This window comes from Duganella phyllosphaerae (genome assembly GCF_001758785.1).
GTDB lineage: Bacteria > Pseudomonadota > Gammaproteobacteria > Burkholderiales > Burkholderiaceae_D > Rugamonas > Rugamonas phyllosphaerae.
Map to the genome: position 1 here is coordinate 23,762 of NZ_LROM01000068.1, position 15,851 is coordinate 39,612.

The 15,851-nt window shown below is 67.4% G+C and carries 10 protein-coding genes; 4 read left to right on the forward strand and 6 right to left on the reverse strand.

What is annotated here, in order from left to right:
• Positions 1-26 precede the first annotated feature (26 nt).
• Together DUPY_RS08155 and DUPY_RS08160 are read right to left on the reverse strand one after the other, a co-directional pair.
• On the reverse strand, positions 27-263 hold the full coding sequence (locus tag DUPY_RS08155; protein ID WP_070247332.1) for a helix-turn-helix domain-containing protein: 237 nt from the start codon (positions 261-263) through the stop codon (positions 27-29).
• Positions 263-784 (reverse strand): DUF2975 domain-containing protein, encoded by a 522-nt coding sequence (locus DUPY_RS08160; protein WP_070247333.1) that lies wholly within the window; start codon positions 782-784, stop codon positions 263-265. Before DUPY_RS08160 ends, DUPY_RS08155 begins: the two co-directional genes overlap by 1 nt.
• Positions 785-883: 99 nt before the next feature.
• On the opposite strand from DUPY_RS08160, the gene DUPY_RS08165 reads away from it, so the two are divergent.
• On the forward strand, positions 884-1,735 hold the full coding sequence (locus DUPY_RS08165; RefSeq protein WP_070247334.1) for an alpha/beta hydrolase: 852 nt from the start codon (positions 884-886) through the stop codon (positions 1,733-1,735).
• Positions 1,736-1,745: 10 nt separating this feature from the next.
• On the opposite strand, the gene DUPY_RS08170 is transcribed toward DUPY_RS08165, so the two are convergent.
• Positions 1,746-2,273, reverse strand: coding sequence for a CcdC protein domain-containing protein (locus DUPY_RS08170; RefSeq protein ID WP_229255290.1), 528 nt, complete (start codon positions 2,271-2,273; stop codon positions 1,746-1,748).
• 154 nt (positions 2,274-2,427) lie between these two features.
• Between DUPY_RS08170 and DUPY_RS08175 the strand changes: the two genes are divergently transcribed.
• Complete coding sequence (locus DUPY_RS08175) at positions 2,428-4,896, forward strand: alpha/beta hydrolase family protein (RefSeq protein WP_070247336.1); 2,469 nt, start codon at positions 2,428-2,430, stop codon at positions 4,894-4,896.
• On the opposite strand, the gene DUPY_RS08180 is transcribed toward DUPY_RS08175, so the two are convergent.
• A complete protein-coding gene (locus tag DUPY_RS08180) occupies positions 4,893-9,437 on the reverse strand; it encodes a translocation/assembly module TamB domain-containing protein (protein ID WP_070247337.1) in 4,545 nt (1,514 codons plus the stop codon). The genes DUPY_RS08175 and DUPY_RS08180 overlap by 4 nt on opposite strands.
• A complete protein-coding gene (locus DUPY_RS08185; RefSeq protein WP_229255291.1) occupies positions 9,437-11,329 on the reverse strand; it encodes an autotransporter assembly complex protein TamA in 1,893 nt (630 codons plus the stop codon). Before DUPY_RS08185 ends, DUPY_RS08180 begins: the two co-directional genes overlap by 1 nt.
• 198 nt (positions 11,330-11,527) lie before the next feature.
• Here DUPY_RS08185 and queC point away from each other — a divergent pair, with 198 nt between their 5' ends.
• Both queC and DUPY_RS08195 read left to right on the forward strand, forming a co-directional pair.
• A complete protein-coding gene (gene queC, locus DUPY_RS08190; RefSeq protein ID WP_070247338.1) occupies positions 11,528-12,235 on the forward strand; it encodes a 7-cyano-7-deazaguanine synthase QueC in 708 nt (235 codons plus the stop codon).
• A complete protein-coding gene (locus tag DUPY_RS08195; protein ID WP_070247339.1) occupies positions 12,236-15,331 on the forward strand; it encodes a sensor domain-containing diguanylate cyclase in 3,096 nt (1,031 codons plus the stop codon). It abuts the gene before it with no gap.
• Between the two features lie 6 nt (positions 15,332-15,337).
• Here the strand turns inward: DUPY_RS08195 and DUPY_RS08200 are convergent, their stop codons facing one another.
• Complete coding sequence (locus DUPY_RS08200) at positions 15,338-15,727, reverse strand: hypothetical protein (protein ID WP_070247340.1); 390 nt, start codon at positions 15,725-15,727, stop codon at positions 15,338-15,340.
• Positions 15,728-15,851: the final 124 nt, after the last annotated feature.

A 15,851-nucleotide genomic window follows, 5' to 3' on the forward strand; every position in this document is an offset into this window, starting at 1 on the left:
GTTTCTACCCTCAACCGAAGGTGGCGTCAGATCTCGACGCCACCTTCATCTTCATCCCCACCCACCGTCCACTCGAGGATATCCCCCGGCTGGCAATCGAGCCGCTCGCAGATCTTTTCCAGCGTCGCAAACCGTATCCCTTTCACCTTGCCCGACTTGAGCAGCGACAGGTTCTGCTCGGTGATGCCCACGTACGCCGCCAGCTCGCGCGATTTGACCTTGCGCCTGGCCAGCATCAGGTCCAGGTTGATCACGATCGCCATCAGATGAAGCCCTCGTTTTCCTGCGCCAGCCGGCCGCCTTCCTGCATCATCCGCGTGACCAGGTAGAACAGGCCGCACACCAGGATCAGCATGGCCTGCTCGCCGGTCAGCCCGATTTGCAGCGGCGACTTGACGCCGGTGATCAGCCACCAGCCGAGGGTGCGCAGCGGCGGCTCCACGATCGACAACAAGGTCGCCGCCAGCGTGGCGCCAGCAAACGCCCGCAGGTGCGCCACCGACTGCGGCGTAAACAGGTCCTGGCGGCGAAAGTTGAGCAGCAAGCGGTCGAGCCGCCACAAGCCGTAACCGAGAACGAGCACCGGCAGCGCCGCCAACGCCGCGCCCAGCGCGCGCTGGGCGGTCGTCAAGCCCAGCTTGGTGGCGGTACTGACGCCGTTGGCGGTGATGTCGATGGTCATGCTGCCGATGGCCGGCGCGAACGTGGTCCAGGCAAAGAAAAAGAAGGCCGCTTGCACGGCCACGCACAGCCACAGCAGGCAGCGGATCAGGGTAATGTTCATATTGATTGTATTGGGTTAATTATTTATCGTTTTACAGTAAGTAATTGTTGTTGTATATTGAATTGAGTCAATTGTACCGTCAATAAAACAGGAGCAGGCATGCAGCGAGTCGTGGCAGGGATAGTGGCAATCATGGTCGGTTTATCGGGCTGCGCAATGCAGGTGGGCGAGCGTGATGTGCTGCGCGCCGACCGGCCCGAAGACCCGCCGCCCAGGACGCGGCTCGATAGCGCCAGCGCACCGGCGTGGCACGTGGACGCGGTATCGCTGCCGGTGGCAGACGCACAATTGGGCGGCGTCGAAGCCACGCGCGCCGGTACCGGCTTGACCGTGCTGTACTTCGGCGGCAATGCCTTTCACCTCGACCGCCATGGCGCTGGCGTACTGGGTGCGTTCGAGTCCTGCACCGTCCAGGTGGCCGAGGTGACCATATTCGACTATCGCGGCTATGGCCGCAGCACCGGCACGCCCACCATCGCCACGCTCAAGGACGATGCGCTGCGGGTGTTCGATCATGTCAACGCGCGCCAGCCGGGCAGGGTGGTGGTGCATGGCCAGTCGCTGGGCAGTTTCGTCGCCGCTTACGTGGCGCAGCAACGGCCGGCCGTGCGCGCGCTGGTGCTCGAATCGACCACCACCAATGTGCGCGACTGGGGCAATGCCAGGATGCCGTGGTACGTGTGGCCGTTCGTGCGCCTGGAAATCGATCCGGCCTTGCAGGGCATCGACAACGTCGCCACGGTGGCGGGGTACGCCGGACCGGCACTGGTGCTGGAAGGGGAAGAGGACAGGATCACGCCGCCACGGCTGGCCAGGCAGGTGTATGCAGCGCTGCCGTCGCCGTCGAAGCAGCTGTTGATGGTGGCGGGCGCCGGGCATAACGATGTACTGACCAACGCCGCCGTGCCGCCCGCCTACTGCGCGTTCCTGGGCCGTTTGCCGGCCCGATGAGTTGAATGATTTACTTGATATCGAAGATATTGATCGGTTTTGGCAGCGGTGTCTGGCTCTTGTGCCAGCGTACCAGCAGCACGCTGTACGTCAGGTAAAAGCCGGCCAGCAGGCCGAAGACCACGGTGGTAACCGGGCTGCCGAGGAAGTCCGGGTCGAGCGCGATACCGTCGTGCATATGCAGGTAAGCCTCGAACAGGCGGTAGATCAGGCGGCTGACGAACAGCATGATGATCAACAGCGGCAGGCGGCGGTCGGGCGTGTAGAAAAAGCCTTCCGGCAGGTTGCGCAGGCGCGTCAGCGAAAACTGGCGCCGGCCCAGATACGCGCCCAGTGCGGCGCCGGTCACCAGCGCGCCCAGCGCCGGCCACTTGCCGATCGAGAGCACCAGCAGGATCAGCAGCGCGGCGGCCATGATGGCCGCCATGGTGTAGTGCTTCCACAGTTCGGACTGGGTGCGGACCAGCATGGCTTTCAGGCGCGAGTAGATGCGCCATACCGCCACCGGCACCAGCAGCAACAGCACAATAGTAGTCATTTCCATAATCTGTCCACAGCGATTTTTCGGGAACAGCGATTGTACGCCAGAGTGGTGTACCCGGCGATTGACATTCGCGGTACGATGAGCACACTCGACCTGGCAAACTGGACTTCAGCTGCTCCCACGTCGCCGGCCACTGGAAAGGACCTCCATGAATCAACCGCCCGCCAAGTTGCCCCCCGCGCTACCTGCCCACCCCGGCCTGATGGCCGCCTCGCCCAACCAGGGCGCATCCGACACCGGCTACCGCCTGCCCCCCGCACCGCTGCAAGCGATCGTCGATGCGCCCCGGGCGCCGGCACTGAGCCTGAGCCCGCGCCGCGATACCGCCGCCGTGGTGCAAACCCCGGCGCTGCCCGGCATTGCCGAGGTGGCGCAGCCGGAACTGAAACTGGCCGGCCTGCGCATCAACCCGCGCACCTGCGCCGGCTCGCGCTTCTCGTTCGGCACCGGCCTGTCCCTGCTCGATATCGCCAGCCGCGAGGAAAGCGCGATCGCCGGCCTGCCGCCGGACTTGCGCTTGTCGGACCTGAGCTGGTCGCCCGACCAGCGCCACCTGGCGTTTACCCACGTCTCGCTCGACAGCGACGCCGGCGCAGTGGAACTGTGGCTGGTCGATGTCGCCGCGCGGCGCGCCCGCAAGCTCTCGCCGCAGCCGCTGTCGGCGGTGCTCACGCGCGGCTTCAACTGGCTGCCCGACAGCAGCGGCCTGCTGGTGCACTGGCGCCCGGTCGGCATCGGCCAGCCGCCGCAGACGAACGGCGTGCCCACCGGCCCGATCCTGCAGGACAGCGAAGCCGATGGCGCCGTGCGCCAGCTGCGCACCTACCAGGACCTGCTGCGCAACGAGGACGACGCGCGCCTGTTCGAGTACTACATCACGGTGCAGATGGTGCTGCTGAGCGTCGATGGCAAGGCGCGTCCCATCGGCGAACCGGGCCAGTTCTCGCGCACGTCGGTGGCGCCCGGCGGCGAGTACCTGCTCACCCAAAGCGTGACGCGTCCTTATTCGTACATCGTCACCGCGTCGAGCTTCGGCGAGCGGGTGGAAGTGCGCGACCTGCACGGCATGCTGCTGCACACGGTGGCCAACCTGCCGCTCGAAGAAGGCCTGCCGCCGGGGAACGATGCCGTATCAAGCGGCGTGCGCCACGTCTCGTGGCGGGCCGACGCGCCGGCGTCACTGGTCTGGGCCGAGGCGCAGGATGGCGGCGACCCCGCGCACGAGGTGCAGGACGGCGTGCGCGACGTCGTGTACCTGCACGCGGCGCCGTTCCACGCGCCGCCGCTGGTGCTGGCGCGCCTGACCATGCGTTATGGCGGCGTGGCCTGGGGCCGCGAGGACGTGGCGCTGGTCAGCGAACGCTGGCACAAGACGCGCCAGTACAAGCAGTGGATGATCGCCCCTGGCCACTTGTCCACGCCGCCCGAACTGATTCATTCGGGTTCGTACGAAGACCGCTACAACAGTCCCGGCTCACCGGTGATGCGCGCCGACGCCAGCGGCTTTCCGCGCCTGCTGATCGGCCCCAATACCACCATCCTGCTCGACGGCGCCGGCGCCACGCCCGACGGCGACCGCCCGTTCCTGGACCGCCTGAGCCTGACCACGCGCGAAAAGACCCGGCTGTTCCAGAGCCAGGCGCCGTACTTCGAAAACGTCGCGGCAGTGCTCAATGACGACGGCACGCTGCTGCTCACCACGCGCGAGTCGCCGCTCGAACGCCCCAATTACTACCTGCGCGACCTGACCCGGCCCGACGACCGCCAGCTGCGCGCGCTCACCAGCTACCCGCACCCCACGCCGCAACTGCGCGACATCCACAAGGAGCAGATCCGCTACCCGCGCCACGACGGCGTCGAACTGACCGCCACCCTGATGCTGCCACCCGGTTACGACGCGGTGCGCGACGGCCCGCTGCCGCTGTTGATGTGGGCGTACCCGCAGGAGTTCAAGTCTGCCGGCGCAGCCAGCCAGACCACCGGCTCGCCGTACCGTTTCAATGCGGTCAGCTACTGGGGGCCGGCTGCTTACCTGGCGATGGGTTATGCGGTGCTGGACAATCCCTCGTTCCCGATCATCGGCAGCGGCGACGACGAGCCGAACGACACTTACCTGGCGCAGCTGGTGGCGGACGCCGAAGCGGCGGTGGAAGAAGTGGTGCGGCGCGGCGTGGGCGACCGCGCGCGGCTGGCCATCGGCGGCCATTCGTACGGCGCCTTCATGACGGGGAATTTGCTGGCGCACACGCGGCTGTTCCGCGCCGGGATCGCCCGCAGTGGCGCCTATAACCGCACCCTGACGCCGTTCGGCTTCCAGTCCGAGGAGCGGCCTTACTGGCAGGCGCCGGCCGTGTACCAGGCCATGTCGCCGTTCAATCACGCCGACCGCATCAAGGATGCGATGCTGCTGATCCACGGCGCCGAAGACAGCAACTCGGGCACGTTCCCGTTGCAGAGCGAACGGATGTTCCAGGCGATCAAGGGACTGGGCGGGACGGCGCGGCTGGTGATGCTGCCGAACGAATCCCACGCCTACCGGGCGCGGGAGTCGATCATGCACATGCTGTACGAGACCAATGCGTGGCTGGACAAGTACGTCAAGAACGCCACACCTTAATCGAACGCCCAGCTGTACAGCACATCGAGCGCATTATTGGTCCCGGTCTGGAACTGCAGCGAGATGCGCGGATTGAGCTTGTACCGCAGTTTGACCAGGCTGGTGGCCGTCCCGGCGCCCTGCTCGAAGCTCAGGTAGGCGCGCGACGAAATCCGCTTGCCCACCGTGACCACGGTGTTTTGCAGTCCGGTGGCGGCGCCCGCAGCCGTGCCCGACCCCGAGGCCTGGCCCACGCCCAGTTCGTCGAGGCCCAGCGAGTTGGCCAGCTTGCCCTGGCCCTTGCCGCCGAACAGCGCGCCGGCAGCGGTGCTTAACAGCGCCATGTCGTTGCCCTCGGTGTTTTCGATGCCATGGCCCAGCACCAGCCAGGACAGCTTGTCGCTGTCGGGTACCGTCGGCGTGGAGATCAGCTTGGCCGATGGCGCCAGCGCCGTGCCGCGCACTTCCACGCCGGCTTCCACGTTGGTCAAGGTCAGCGGCTCGCCTTCGGGACGGCGGCGCACGGCCACGATGTTCAGGCCAGGGTTGTCGTAGGCGCCGGTGAAGTTGATCACGCCCCGGTCGATCGCCAGCTTCTGGCCATACGCCGCGTACGTGCCGCCCACCACCCGGATCGAACCGTTCACGCGCGGCGGCCGGCGGTCGGTAATGCGCACCCGCACCGCGCCGGCCAGTTCGGTTTCGATGCCCATGCCCTTGAGTTTGAAGGCGTCGCCGAGGTCGGCCTCGACGTCGATATTGAGCGGCAAGCCCTGGGCCGGCTTGGTGGCCGGTGCGGCCGCACCCTTGCCGAGCACGACCACGTCGTTCGACAGGGTAGGCGCGTTCTCGTCACCGAGTTCGATATTGGCGCGGTCGGCGCGGAACTTGCCGTCGAGCTGGAAGTGTCTGGCGTCGCGCACCAGCGTGCTCTGGCCGCTCAGCACCAGCAGGCGGTCGGGGCGCGACAGCACTTCGAGCTTGTCGGCGCTCAGTTTGAGCTGCATGGTCGCTTCGTTGCCGGCGTACCGGATCCAGCCGTCGGCCTGGGCCCGGCCCTGCTGGCCCTCGAAGCTCAGCGTTTGCAGCTGTAATTGGTCGCCGGTCAGGCGCGCCTGCAGCACGCCGTTGCGCAGCTTGATGCCCTGGTCGGGCAGGTTGACCACCAGCTTCTGGCCGTTGATGTCGCCGGTCAGCTGCGGCGCGCCGATGGTGCCGCTGCCCTCCAGCGCCAGCTTGAGGATGCCGTCGATTTCCAGGCCCGGCTGGCCGGCCAGGGGCGCCAGCCACGCCAGCGAACCCATATTGGCGCTGCCGGTCACGGTGAACGGGCTGTCGTTGGCCAGGCGGCCGTTGCGCAACTGGGCGGTGCCGTCCAGGCGCGCCTGGCCCACGCGGGTGCCATCGACATTGAGCTCCACCCGCAGCGCGCCGTCGTTGACGGTGGCGCGCGCGTCCAGGGTTTTCAGGCCTAGCGGCTGCGACAGGTCGGCGCCGATGATGGTGATGTCGCCCTGTTCGCGGAACACGTGGAACGCGCCGGCCAGCACCGGTGCACTGTTCTTGGCGCCGGCTTGCAGGTTCACGCCCCAGTCGGCGCCGATGGTCATGTTGCCGCGCACGCTGTCGCGCCACGCGTCCGACAACTGGCCCAGGTACCAGACCGGTAACGCCGTGGCCTGGCCCTTGCTGCGCCAGGCGCCGCCATTCTTTTCCAGGTTGTCGATGCGCACGCTGCCGTCGCGGATCTTGATGGTGGTGGTGCCCAGTGCGATCTGCTCGGGACGCGCCAGGCCGGCCACGCCGCTGCCACTAGGTGCCGCCAGGCGCAGCGGCGCCGGCGCCACCAGCGCCAGCGCGAAGCGGCCCTTGTTTTGCAGCGCGTCGATGGCGCCGGTCCAGGTGTCGTTGGCCCAGCCGCCCTTGACGCGCAAGGTGGCGTCGAAGTCGCTGTTGTTGGCCGAGAGCGTAATGGTGTGGGCGCTGCGCGTGCCCGCCGTTTGCAGGCGCGCCTTGGCGATCTTGATCGATGGCGATTCGTAGCCGGCAATCTCGATATCGCTGACCAGGGGCACGTCCGCAGTCGTCGCGACTGCGCGATTGCCGGCGCCGGTACGTGCGGCCGATGCAGCCGGTGCCGCAGCCGTGCTGCCCAGGGTGGCGCTGCCACGGATACTCTCGACCTGCTGCTGGCCCGGCGCGCGCAGCTTGCTGCCGTCCATGGTCAGGGAAATCGCCGGACGCGCGGTGGTACCGGACAGGGTGCCGTTGGCGCGCAGGATACCGGCAAACTGCGGACCCAATGCCGCCAGTTGCGGCGCGTCGAGTTTCCAGTCCAGCTTATCGAGCGCGCTGCCGAAGCTGCCCTTGGCGACCAGGCTGTTGGCGCCCAGGCGCAGGTCGATGTCGGCAGTGCTGATGTCTTTGGCATTGGCCGACAACTTGGCATAGCCCGACAGCGGTGCGTTCGACAGGGTCGATGGCTGCAAGGTGAGGTTCAGCCCGGCGCGCCAGTCGGCGGACAGGCGCGCGTCGGCCGTAAAGGCGGCGTTGATGGCGCCGGCTTGCGCGGCGCCGAAAGCGGCGGGGTTGAAGCGCTGCACGGTGCCGGTCATTTTCAGTTCCGGTACTTTTGCGCTGCCGGCCATGGCGACGTCGCCGCTGGCGTGGATCACGCTGTCGTTGGCCGGGCGCTTGGCCGAGGCCAGGCCCAGGCCACGGGCGTCGGCGTCAAAGCTGGTGCGCGGCGTGTCCATGGTGCCGGTGACCACGCCGGTGGCGTTGATGGCGCCGATCAGGTCGGGGTTGACGGCGGCCAGCTGGCGCGCATCGACTTTCCAGCGCAGTTGCTCGCCCGGTGCGCCGAAGTCGCCGGCGACGGTGGCGGTGTTCTGGCCCATGGCCAGGCGTCCATCGACCCCGCTGATGTGGACCGGGTCGGCATTGAGCTTGCCGGCGCCGGTGAGCGGCTGGCCATACAGCTTGCTCGGCTTGACTTGGAAGTCGGCCGCCACTTTCCATGCGGGAGCGATATGACCGGCAGCGTTGACGTCGATATTGAGGTCGCCGGCCGGGTAGCTCAGTACCAGCGCCGCCGGATCGAAGTTCTGCGTGCGCACCTTGGCGCTGAATGCCTGCTGGTCCTTCAGGCTCATCTGGCCGGTGGCGTTGATGCTGCCGCTGTTTTTACCGTTGCTGGCGACCAGGCGCAGCTGCTTCAGTTGCAGCAGGGCGTCGGCCAGCGTGGCGTCGGCGTCCAGGCGCAGGCCCTTGTCGGCCAGCTTGGCGCTCAAGGTTTGCGTGGTGGCGGTGCTGGACACGACGATGTCGCCGCCGATGGCGGTCTTGTTGGCGGCCGTGTGCAGCAGCGACAAATCGAGACGGTCGGTGTGCAGCTTGAAGCTGGCGGTGTCGATGCCGCCGTCGATGGCGGTGCGCGCGACATTGCCGCCGCCGTTGAAGTGGCCGGCAGGGCCCAGGTCGAGCAGCACGTTGTCGAGCGTGGACGCGGTGAGCGTACCGCCCAGGCGGCCGCGGAACACTTCCAGCGGCAGCAGGTCCTGGTCGAGCGGACCGGCCTTGCCCTGGTTGAGCAGTTCGAACTCGCCGGCCAGTTTCTGGTCGGGCGCGATCGAGGCCTGCACCTTGAGGTTGAACTTGGCCGGCGGCAGGCCGGCGTCGAAACCGTGCGGATCGACGTCGCGGGCCACCAGGTCGATGGCGCGCAGGATCACCGGGTCGAACGGCGCCAGCGACAGCGCAGCAGTACCGCTGGCGGCGCCGGCGTCGCCCTTGGCTTTCAGTTCCAGGAGCGCCAGGCTGCCGCCGGCCTGCAACGTCAAGGTGGCCGGGGTGGGCGCCTGACCCACTGGCGTGGCAGCGGTGCCGGGTGGGGCCGGCGTGGCGACCAGCGCCTGCGTGAGCGAGGCCGTGCCCTTGAGCGCGAACGGACGGGCCCCGGCAATCGTCAGGTCAGCCTTGGCCAGGCCGAACGGCGTCCTGGCCGAGGCGTCCTGCAAGTGCCAGCTGGTCTTGTCGCCGTACAGGGCAAAGCGCAGATTGTCGATCACGGTGGTGCTGGTGTCGCTGGCCAGCACCAGCTTGTCGAGCCGCGCATCGGACAGGCTCAAGCGGAAAGGCGACGCCAGCGAGGCGGGCATGGTGGTCGGTTCATCGGACTTGCCGGTGCTGCGCACGGTCAGGCTGACTACGTGCAGCTCGCTGATTTGCAGGCCTTCGGAAAAATACTGCAACGGCGACCAGTTGATGTCGATGCTTTGCGCGGTGACGGTGCTGTCGGGGGTTTTATAGACCAGCTGGCCGATATGCATGCGGTGGTACAGCGAGCCGGTAACGCCGGTGACGGAAATGCTGCCGCCGCTGGCGCTGGCCACGCGCTGCACCAGCTGCTGCAAGGTCGATTCGCGGCCGAGAAGCCAGAAGGCGCCGCCAAGCGCCAGCACCAGCACCATCAGCGAGATGAACACGCGGCGCGGCCAGCGGCGTTTTTTTTCCGGCGCCGGCGCAGTGTCCTGGGAATCGTGGTTAAGTTGGTCGGACATCAGAAAGTGAATCCCAGCGAGAAGTGCAAACGATATTTTTGAACCGCGTGGCCATACGCCACGTCGACATTGAGCGGACCGACCGGGCTTTTCCAGCGCGCGCCCACGCCGTAGCCGGACTTGGGATGCAGGTCCTTGACCCGGTCGCCGGCGTTACCGGCGTCGTAGAACACGGCCGCGCCCCATGTGGGCTTGAACCAGTACTGGTATTCGGCGCTGGCCGTGGCCAGGTAGCGCCCGCCGATGGTGGCGTCGCCTTCTTTGACGCCCAGCTCCTGGTACGCATAGCCGCGCACCGACTGGTCGCCGCCGGCGCGGAACAGGAACACCGACGGCACGCCGTTCTTGCTGCCCGAGCCGAGCGCACCGGCTTCGGCGCGCAGGATGATGTTGGAGCTGGCACCGAACGGCTTGTAGTACACGCCGCGCAGGTAGCCGCGCACGAATTTTTCATCGGTGAGCACGGGCAGCACCGCGCCGCCGATCTGGGCGTTGATGGCATAGCCCTTGGTGGGCAGCAGCAGGTTGTCGAGCCGGCGCCAGGTGACGGCGTACGTGAGCGGCAAACTCTTGCTGGTGGTCTTGGGGATGTTGTCCACCGACTTGGTTTCCGACAGCAGCTCGAGCGTGAAGCTGCGCTCGAGCAGCGGCGTACCCCAGGCGCGCTTGCCGGCGATGCTCGACACGGCGGTGACTTCGCCGGCGATGTCGCTGCGCTCGTAGGTCACGCCGATGCTGTGGTTGTAACCCTCGGGCGTGATCGGAAAGTACAGATCGGTCTTGGCGGTCTGCTTCTTGGTCTCGAGCGTGAGCGCGCTTTTCATGCGCAGCCCGAACACCTGCAAGTCGTCGTAGGTGAGCGAGGCGCGGTTACCGGTGTTGGTACTGATACCGACACCGGCGCTGACATTCTTGCGCTTGTTCTCGGTCACGCGCACCAGCAGCGGCAGCGGCTCCATCGACCTGGCGGCGGTGGCAGCGGCAATGGTGGGGGCGTCGGGATCGGTGGGCGCGCCATCGGCGGTGGCCAGCTGCTGGTCGAGCACCGCACTGAGGTCGGCGCTCACTTCCACGCTGGCGAAGTAGCCGGTGTCCTGCAGCTTGGATTGGTAGGCCTGCAAGGCCGCCTCGCTGTAATAGTCGCCGGGCTTGATCGGGTTGAGGTTGCGCACCACGGTGTCCGGGTAGCGCTTGAGGCCCTCGATGCGCAAGTCGCCGAAGCGCATCTCGGGACCGCTGTCGAGCACCACGCGCAGGTTGGCGACATGTTCTTCGGGGTCCACCGTGGCGCGGCTGTCGGTCAGTTGCGCACGCGGGTAGCGGGTTTGCACCACTTGGCGCAGGATGGCGCGCTTGGCGCCTTCCCACTCGTCCTGGCGGAACACGGCGCCTTTCTTGAGCGGCCAACTGGCCTTGAGCGTGGTGGCGTCGAACTGCTTGTCGGCCGGCTGCTCGGGATTGGGGGCAAAGCCCTCCAGGACCAGGTCGGTCTCGCCGACGCGTACCGGTTCGCCCGGCACCACCTTGACATCGACCACCGCCGGGGTGGCCGCGCGGTCGAACGTCACCGAGACTTCGGGCGTGTAGTAGCCACTGGTGGAGACCAGCGTGCGGATCTGCTCGGGCGCGGCGCGCACCAGGCGGAACAGCTGTTCGCGCGTCATGCGCGGGCTGTCGCGGAAGCGTTCGAGGTCGAGGTTATCTTCCAGCAGTTCTTTCAGGTCGCCGGGCGCATCGACGCGCACCGTGTACTTGATGATGACCGGTGCGGCGTTGGCGGCCACGGTGGCGTCGCTGGCAGGGACGGCGGCGGGGGGCGTGGCAGAGTCATTGGCAGGGATAGCGGCAGGGGCGGTTTGCGCGTCCTGGGCCAGCGCCAACGAGGGAACCACGGCCGTAACTGCGGTTGTTGCAAGCAGCACGGATACTTTTGTCACAAGATGTGCCAAAATTCGTGGTCTTGCCGATTTAATTGCGGGCGATGCCGGTAACATGAGACTCCATCAGGGGTGGTGCGTTCACCGCATGGTACCGGAATGCCCCGAATCATGGCGTACTAATAATAGTTGATACATCTGGAAAGAAAAGCAATGTTGCCAACCGATTCCGCCCTGGTCCTGTTTAGCGGTGGACAAGATTCCACCACCTGCCTGGCCTGGGCGCTCAAGCATTACGCGCGGGTTGAAACCATCGGTTTCGATTACGGCCAGCGCCACGCCGTCGAACTGACCGTGCGCCCGCAACTGATCGCCAGCCTGCGTGCGCTCAACCCGGCGTGGGACGCCAGGCTGGGCGAAGATCACATGATCGACCTGTCGCTGATCTCCAGGATCTCGCAGACCGCGATGACCCACGATATCGCCATCGAAACCCAGGCCAACGGCCTGCCCAACACCTTTGTGCCGGGCCGCAACCTGCTGTTCATGACGGTGGCCGCCACGGTGGCTTACCGGCGCGGCCTGACGGTGCTCGTCGGCGGCATGTGCGAGACCGATTTTTCCGGCTACCCGGACTGCCGCGACGACACCATGAAGGCGCTGCAAGTGGCGCTCAACCTGGGCATGGACACCCGCACCAAGCTCGAAACCCCGCTGATGTGGCGCGACAAGCGCCAGACCTGGGAACTGGCGCAGGACCTGGGCGGCACGCCGCTGGTCGATTTGATCCGCTCCGGCACCCACACCTGCTACCTCGGTGAGCGCGGCGCCCTGCACGACTGGGGCTATGGCTGCGGCACCTGCCCGGCGTGCGAACTGCGCGCGCGCGGCTACCGCCAGTTCACGGGTACCGGGAACTAAGTGGATCCGGCCGCGCCAGCGCCATTCCGCCAGCGCCGCCCGTTGGCGCCGGTGCTGGCATTGGCCCAGTCACCGCGCGTATTGTCCGCGCTGGTGCTGGCCGTGAGCCTGGGCGTGACTGCGGTGCTGTGGCGCGACGCCCGCCACGACGCCGACCAGGAACTGCAAGCCGATTTCGAGGTACGTGTGCGCGAGCTGGTCAACCAGCTCGACCAGCGCATGCAAACCTATGTGCAGGTGCTGTACGGCGTGCAGGGGCTGTTCTACAGTTCCGACCATGTCAGCCGGCGCGAATTCCGCACCTATCTCGCCGCCCAGGGGCTGGCGCGCCACTCGCCCGGCGTGCAGTCGATTGGCTACATGCAGCTGGTGGCCGGCGGCGCCCGCGCGCAGCACGAAGCGGCCACCCGCCGCGAGCCCGACACCAATCCCGACTACCGCATCTATCCGGCCGGCGAACGCCCCTGGCATGCGCCCACCGTCTACAGCGAACCGCCCAATCCCCTCAGTCTGCGCGCGCTCGGTTTCGACGCCGCCAGCGAGCCGCTGCGCCGCGCTGCGCTCGAACGCGCGCGCGACACCGGGCTGCCGGCCATGACCGGCGCCGTGCGCCTGCTCGACGACCCGGCCGAGGCGCCGCGTTCGGCGTTCCTGATGCTGCTGCCGCTGTACCGACCCGGCCAGCCGGTGGCCACCGTGGCCGAACGGCGCGCGGCGCTGACCGGCTGGGTGTTCGCGCCGTTCCGGGTGGGGGAGCTGATGATGCGCCTGGGTACCCCGCGCACGGCCGGCTTGATGGTGGAAGTCCACGACGGCGAGCGCGCCACGTCCGACAACCTGGTCTACCGCAGTGCCGCTGGTGCCGGCGCTGTCACTACCGTACCGGCGCCCGCGCGGTCGAGTATCCAGCAAGTGTCGCTGGGCGGCCACCGCTGGACCCTGCGCATCGCCATGCCGCATGCGGCGCACCTGCTGGTCACTGACCGCATGCGCCTGGTGGCGCTGGGCGGCGCCTTGCTCAGCGTGCTGGCCGCCTGCCTGACCTGGGCCCTGGCGCGCGGCCGCGTGCGTGCCCACCAGGCGCTGGCGCGCAGCACCGCGCTGGCGGCCGAACTGAAAGACGGGCAGGGCGCGCTGCTGGCCATGGCCGACAGCGCCCGGCGCAGCCAGGCCATGTTGCGTAGCATTCTCGATGCGACCGTCGACGGCATCCTGGCCGACGACTTCAAGGGCACCATCCTGAATGCCAACCGGCGCTTTCGCGAGCTTTGGAACGTGCCCGAATATTTTGACTGGGACAGCGACGGCGCGGTGTTGATGGCGCACCTGCGCACCCAGCTCTCGCGCCCCGAGGACGGCCAGTTCGAGCTTGATCCGTTGCAGCCGGCGGCGCTGGAACCGCATGGCGGCTGGCAGATGCCGCAACAGGCGCTGCTGCGGCTGAAGGACGGCCGCGTGATCGAGCAGCACACGCGCAGTCTGCAACTGGGCAGCGAGCCGGCGCGCATCTGGTCGTTCCGTGATGTGACGGAAAGGGAGCATGGCAAGCGACGCGAGCACACCCGCCGCCGCGTGCTCGAACTGCTGGCCACCGGCGCCCCGCTCGAGCGTATCCTCGAGAGCGTGGTGGCCGGGGTGGAGGCCGACAACGAAGACTTGCTGTGCAGCGTGCTGCTGCTCGACGAGCACGGCGAGCGCCTGCTGGTGGCCGCCGCGCCGAGTTTGCCGCCGTTCTTCAACGCCGCCATCCACGGCATGGCGCTGCACGGCACCCAGGGACCGTGCGTGGAAGCGGTGGTCAGCGGACGCCGGGTGATCATCGAAGACTTGCACCGGGCCCCCGCCTGGATGGCGCACCGCGACATCGCGCTGCGCGCGGGCATCGGTTCCGGCTGGTCCGATCCGATCCTGGGGGCCGGCGGTGCGGTGATCGGCACCTTCTCGGTGTACCAGCGCGAAGTGCGCCAGCCCAGCATGGCCAATATCGCCCTGATCGAACAGGCCGCTCGGCTGGCCGGCATCGCCATCGAACAGGCCCAGGCCGCGCAGGCCGTGCGCGCCGGCGAGGCGCGTTTTCGCCGCCTGTACGATCATGCGCCTGTGGCGCTGTGGCAGCAGGACTGGTCGGCGCTGTATGCCGCGCTGGCCGAACTGACCGCCTCCGGCGTCGACGACATGGGCCGCTACCTCGACGCCAATCCGAGCCAGGTGGCGCGGCTGGCGGCGCTGGTGCGCATCGTCGACCTGAACGCGGCGGCGCGGCGCCAGGTCGGCGCCGGCCCGCACGGCCTGGCCGACATCACGCTGGCGCAAAATTTCGAGGCCGCTGCGATGCCGGCGTTTGCCCAGGCCCTGGCGGCGCTGGCGCGCGGCGAGCATTTCTTCGTGGGCGAGGGCAGCTTCCGGCGCCTGGACGGTGTGGTGCGCCACAACGAGCTGACCCTGATGGTCATGCCCGGCCACACCGACAGCCTGGACTTCGTCATCGTTTCCACCGTGGACACCACCGAGAAGCGCCGCATGCACGACGAGCTGCGGCTGCTGGCCACCACCGACTTTCTCACCGGCCTGGCCAACCGGCGCGAATTCATGCATCGCCTGGCCGACGAGGAGGCGCGGCTGCGGCGCGACATCGGCGCCTGCACGGCGGTGCTGCAACTCGATGTCGACCACTTCAAGCGCATCAACGACGAACATGGCCATGCCGCCGGCGACGCCGTGCTGCGCCAACTGGGCGTATTGATGCTGGACGGGCAGCGCAAGATCGACATGGTGGGCCGCATGGGCGGCGAGGAATTCGCCATGCTGCTGCCGGGGACCACCTTGCCGGCGGCGGCCGTGTTTGCGGAACGGCTGCGCCAGCGCGTGGCGCAGAGTCCGCTGCAACTGGGCGGTGACGTGCGTTTGCACGTCACGGTCAGCATCGGCATCTCGGTGATGGGCGGCAAACTGCCCGGCGGCGATGCGGCCCTGATCCGCGCCGACCAGGCCTTGTACCGCGCCAAGCGCGCCGGGCGCAATCGGGTGGAACTGCAGGACAAGGACAGTATTGGGTCGGATCGGCACGGTTTATCCAACCCTGCCGCTTCCGATTGAAAAAGTTTAAGCGGTTGGGGCGTAGGCAGCGCGGCGCTGACGGCGGGCGCGGGCGCTGAAGATCCAGTACAGGCCCACGGGGATCAGCAGCGGCAGCAGCAACGGCGACATGGCGGCCACCACGATCACCGAGGCGAGTACCAGCGCGCTGACCAGCACGATGCCGATGCCCGCGCACAGCACGCCCACGAACACGGCTGCGCACACCAGGGCCACCACCGCGATCAACATGCCGCCGCCGGCCAGCACCACGCCGAACAGCGCACCGAGCGGGCCGTCGAAATCATCGTCGCCGAGATTGACATGCAGATTGTTGGACCACATGGCATCCCACAGCGAGATGGCAAGCACGAAGACGATGGCGGCTACTGACAGTTTTTTGGCGGTGCTGGTCATGGTGGTACCCCGTTGGTGTGTTATTGGTGTGTCATTTGGTATGAGATTCCGGTGCCGTTTGGCATGATTGAACTGTACCGGGCGGGGACGGTGGCAGCCACCGGATTGCGACCAAACGCAGAAA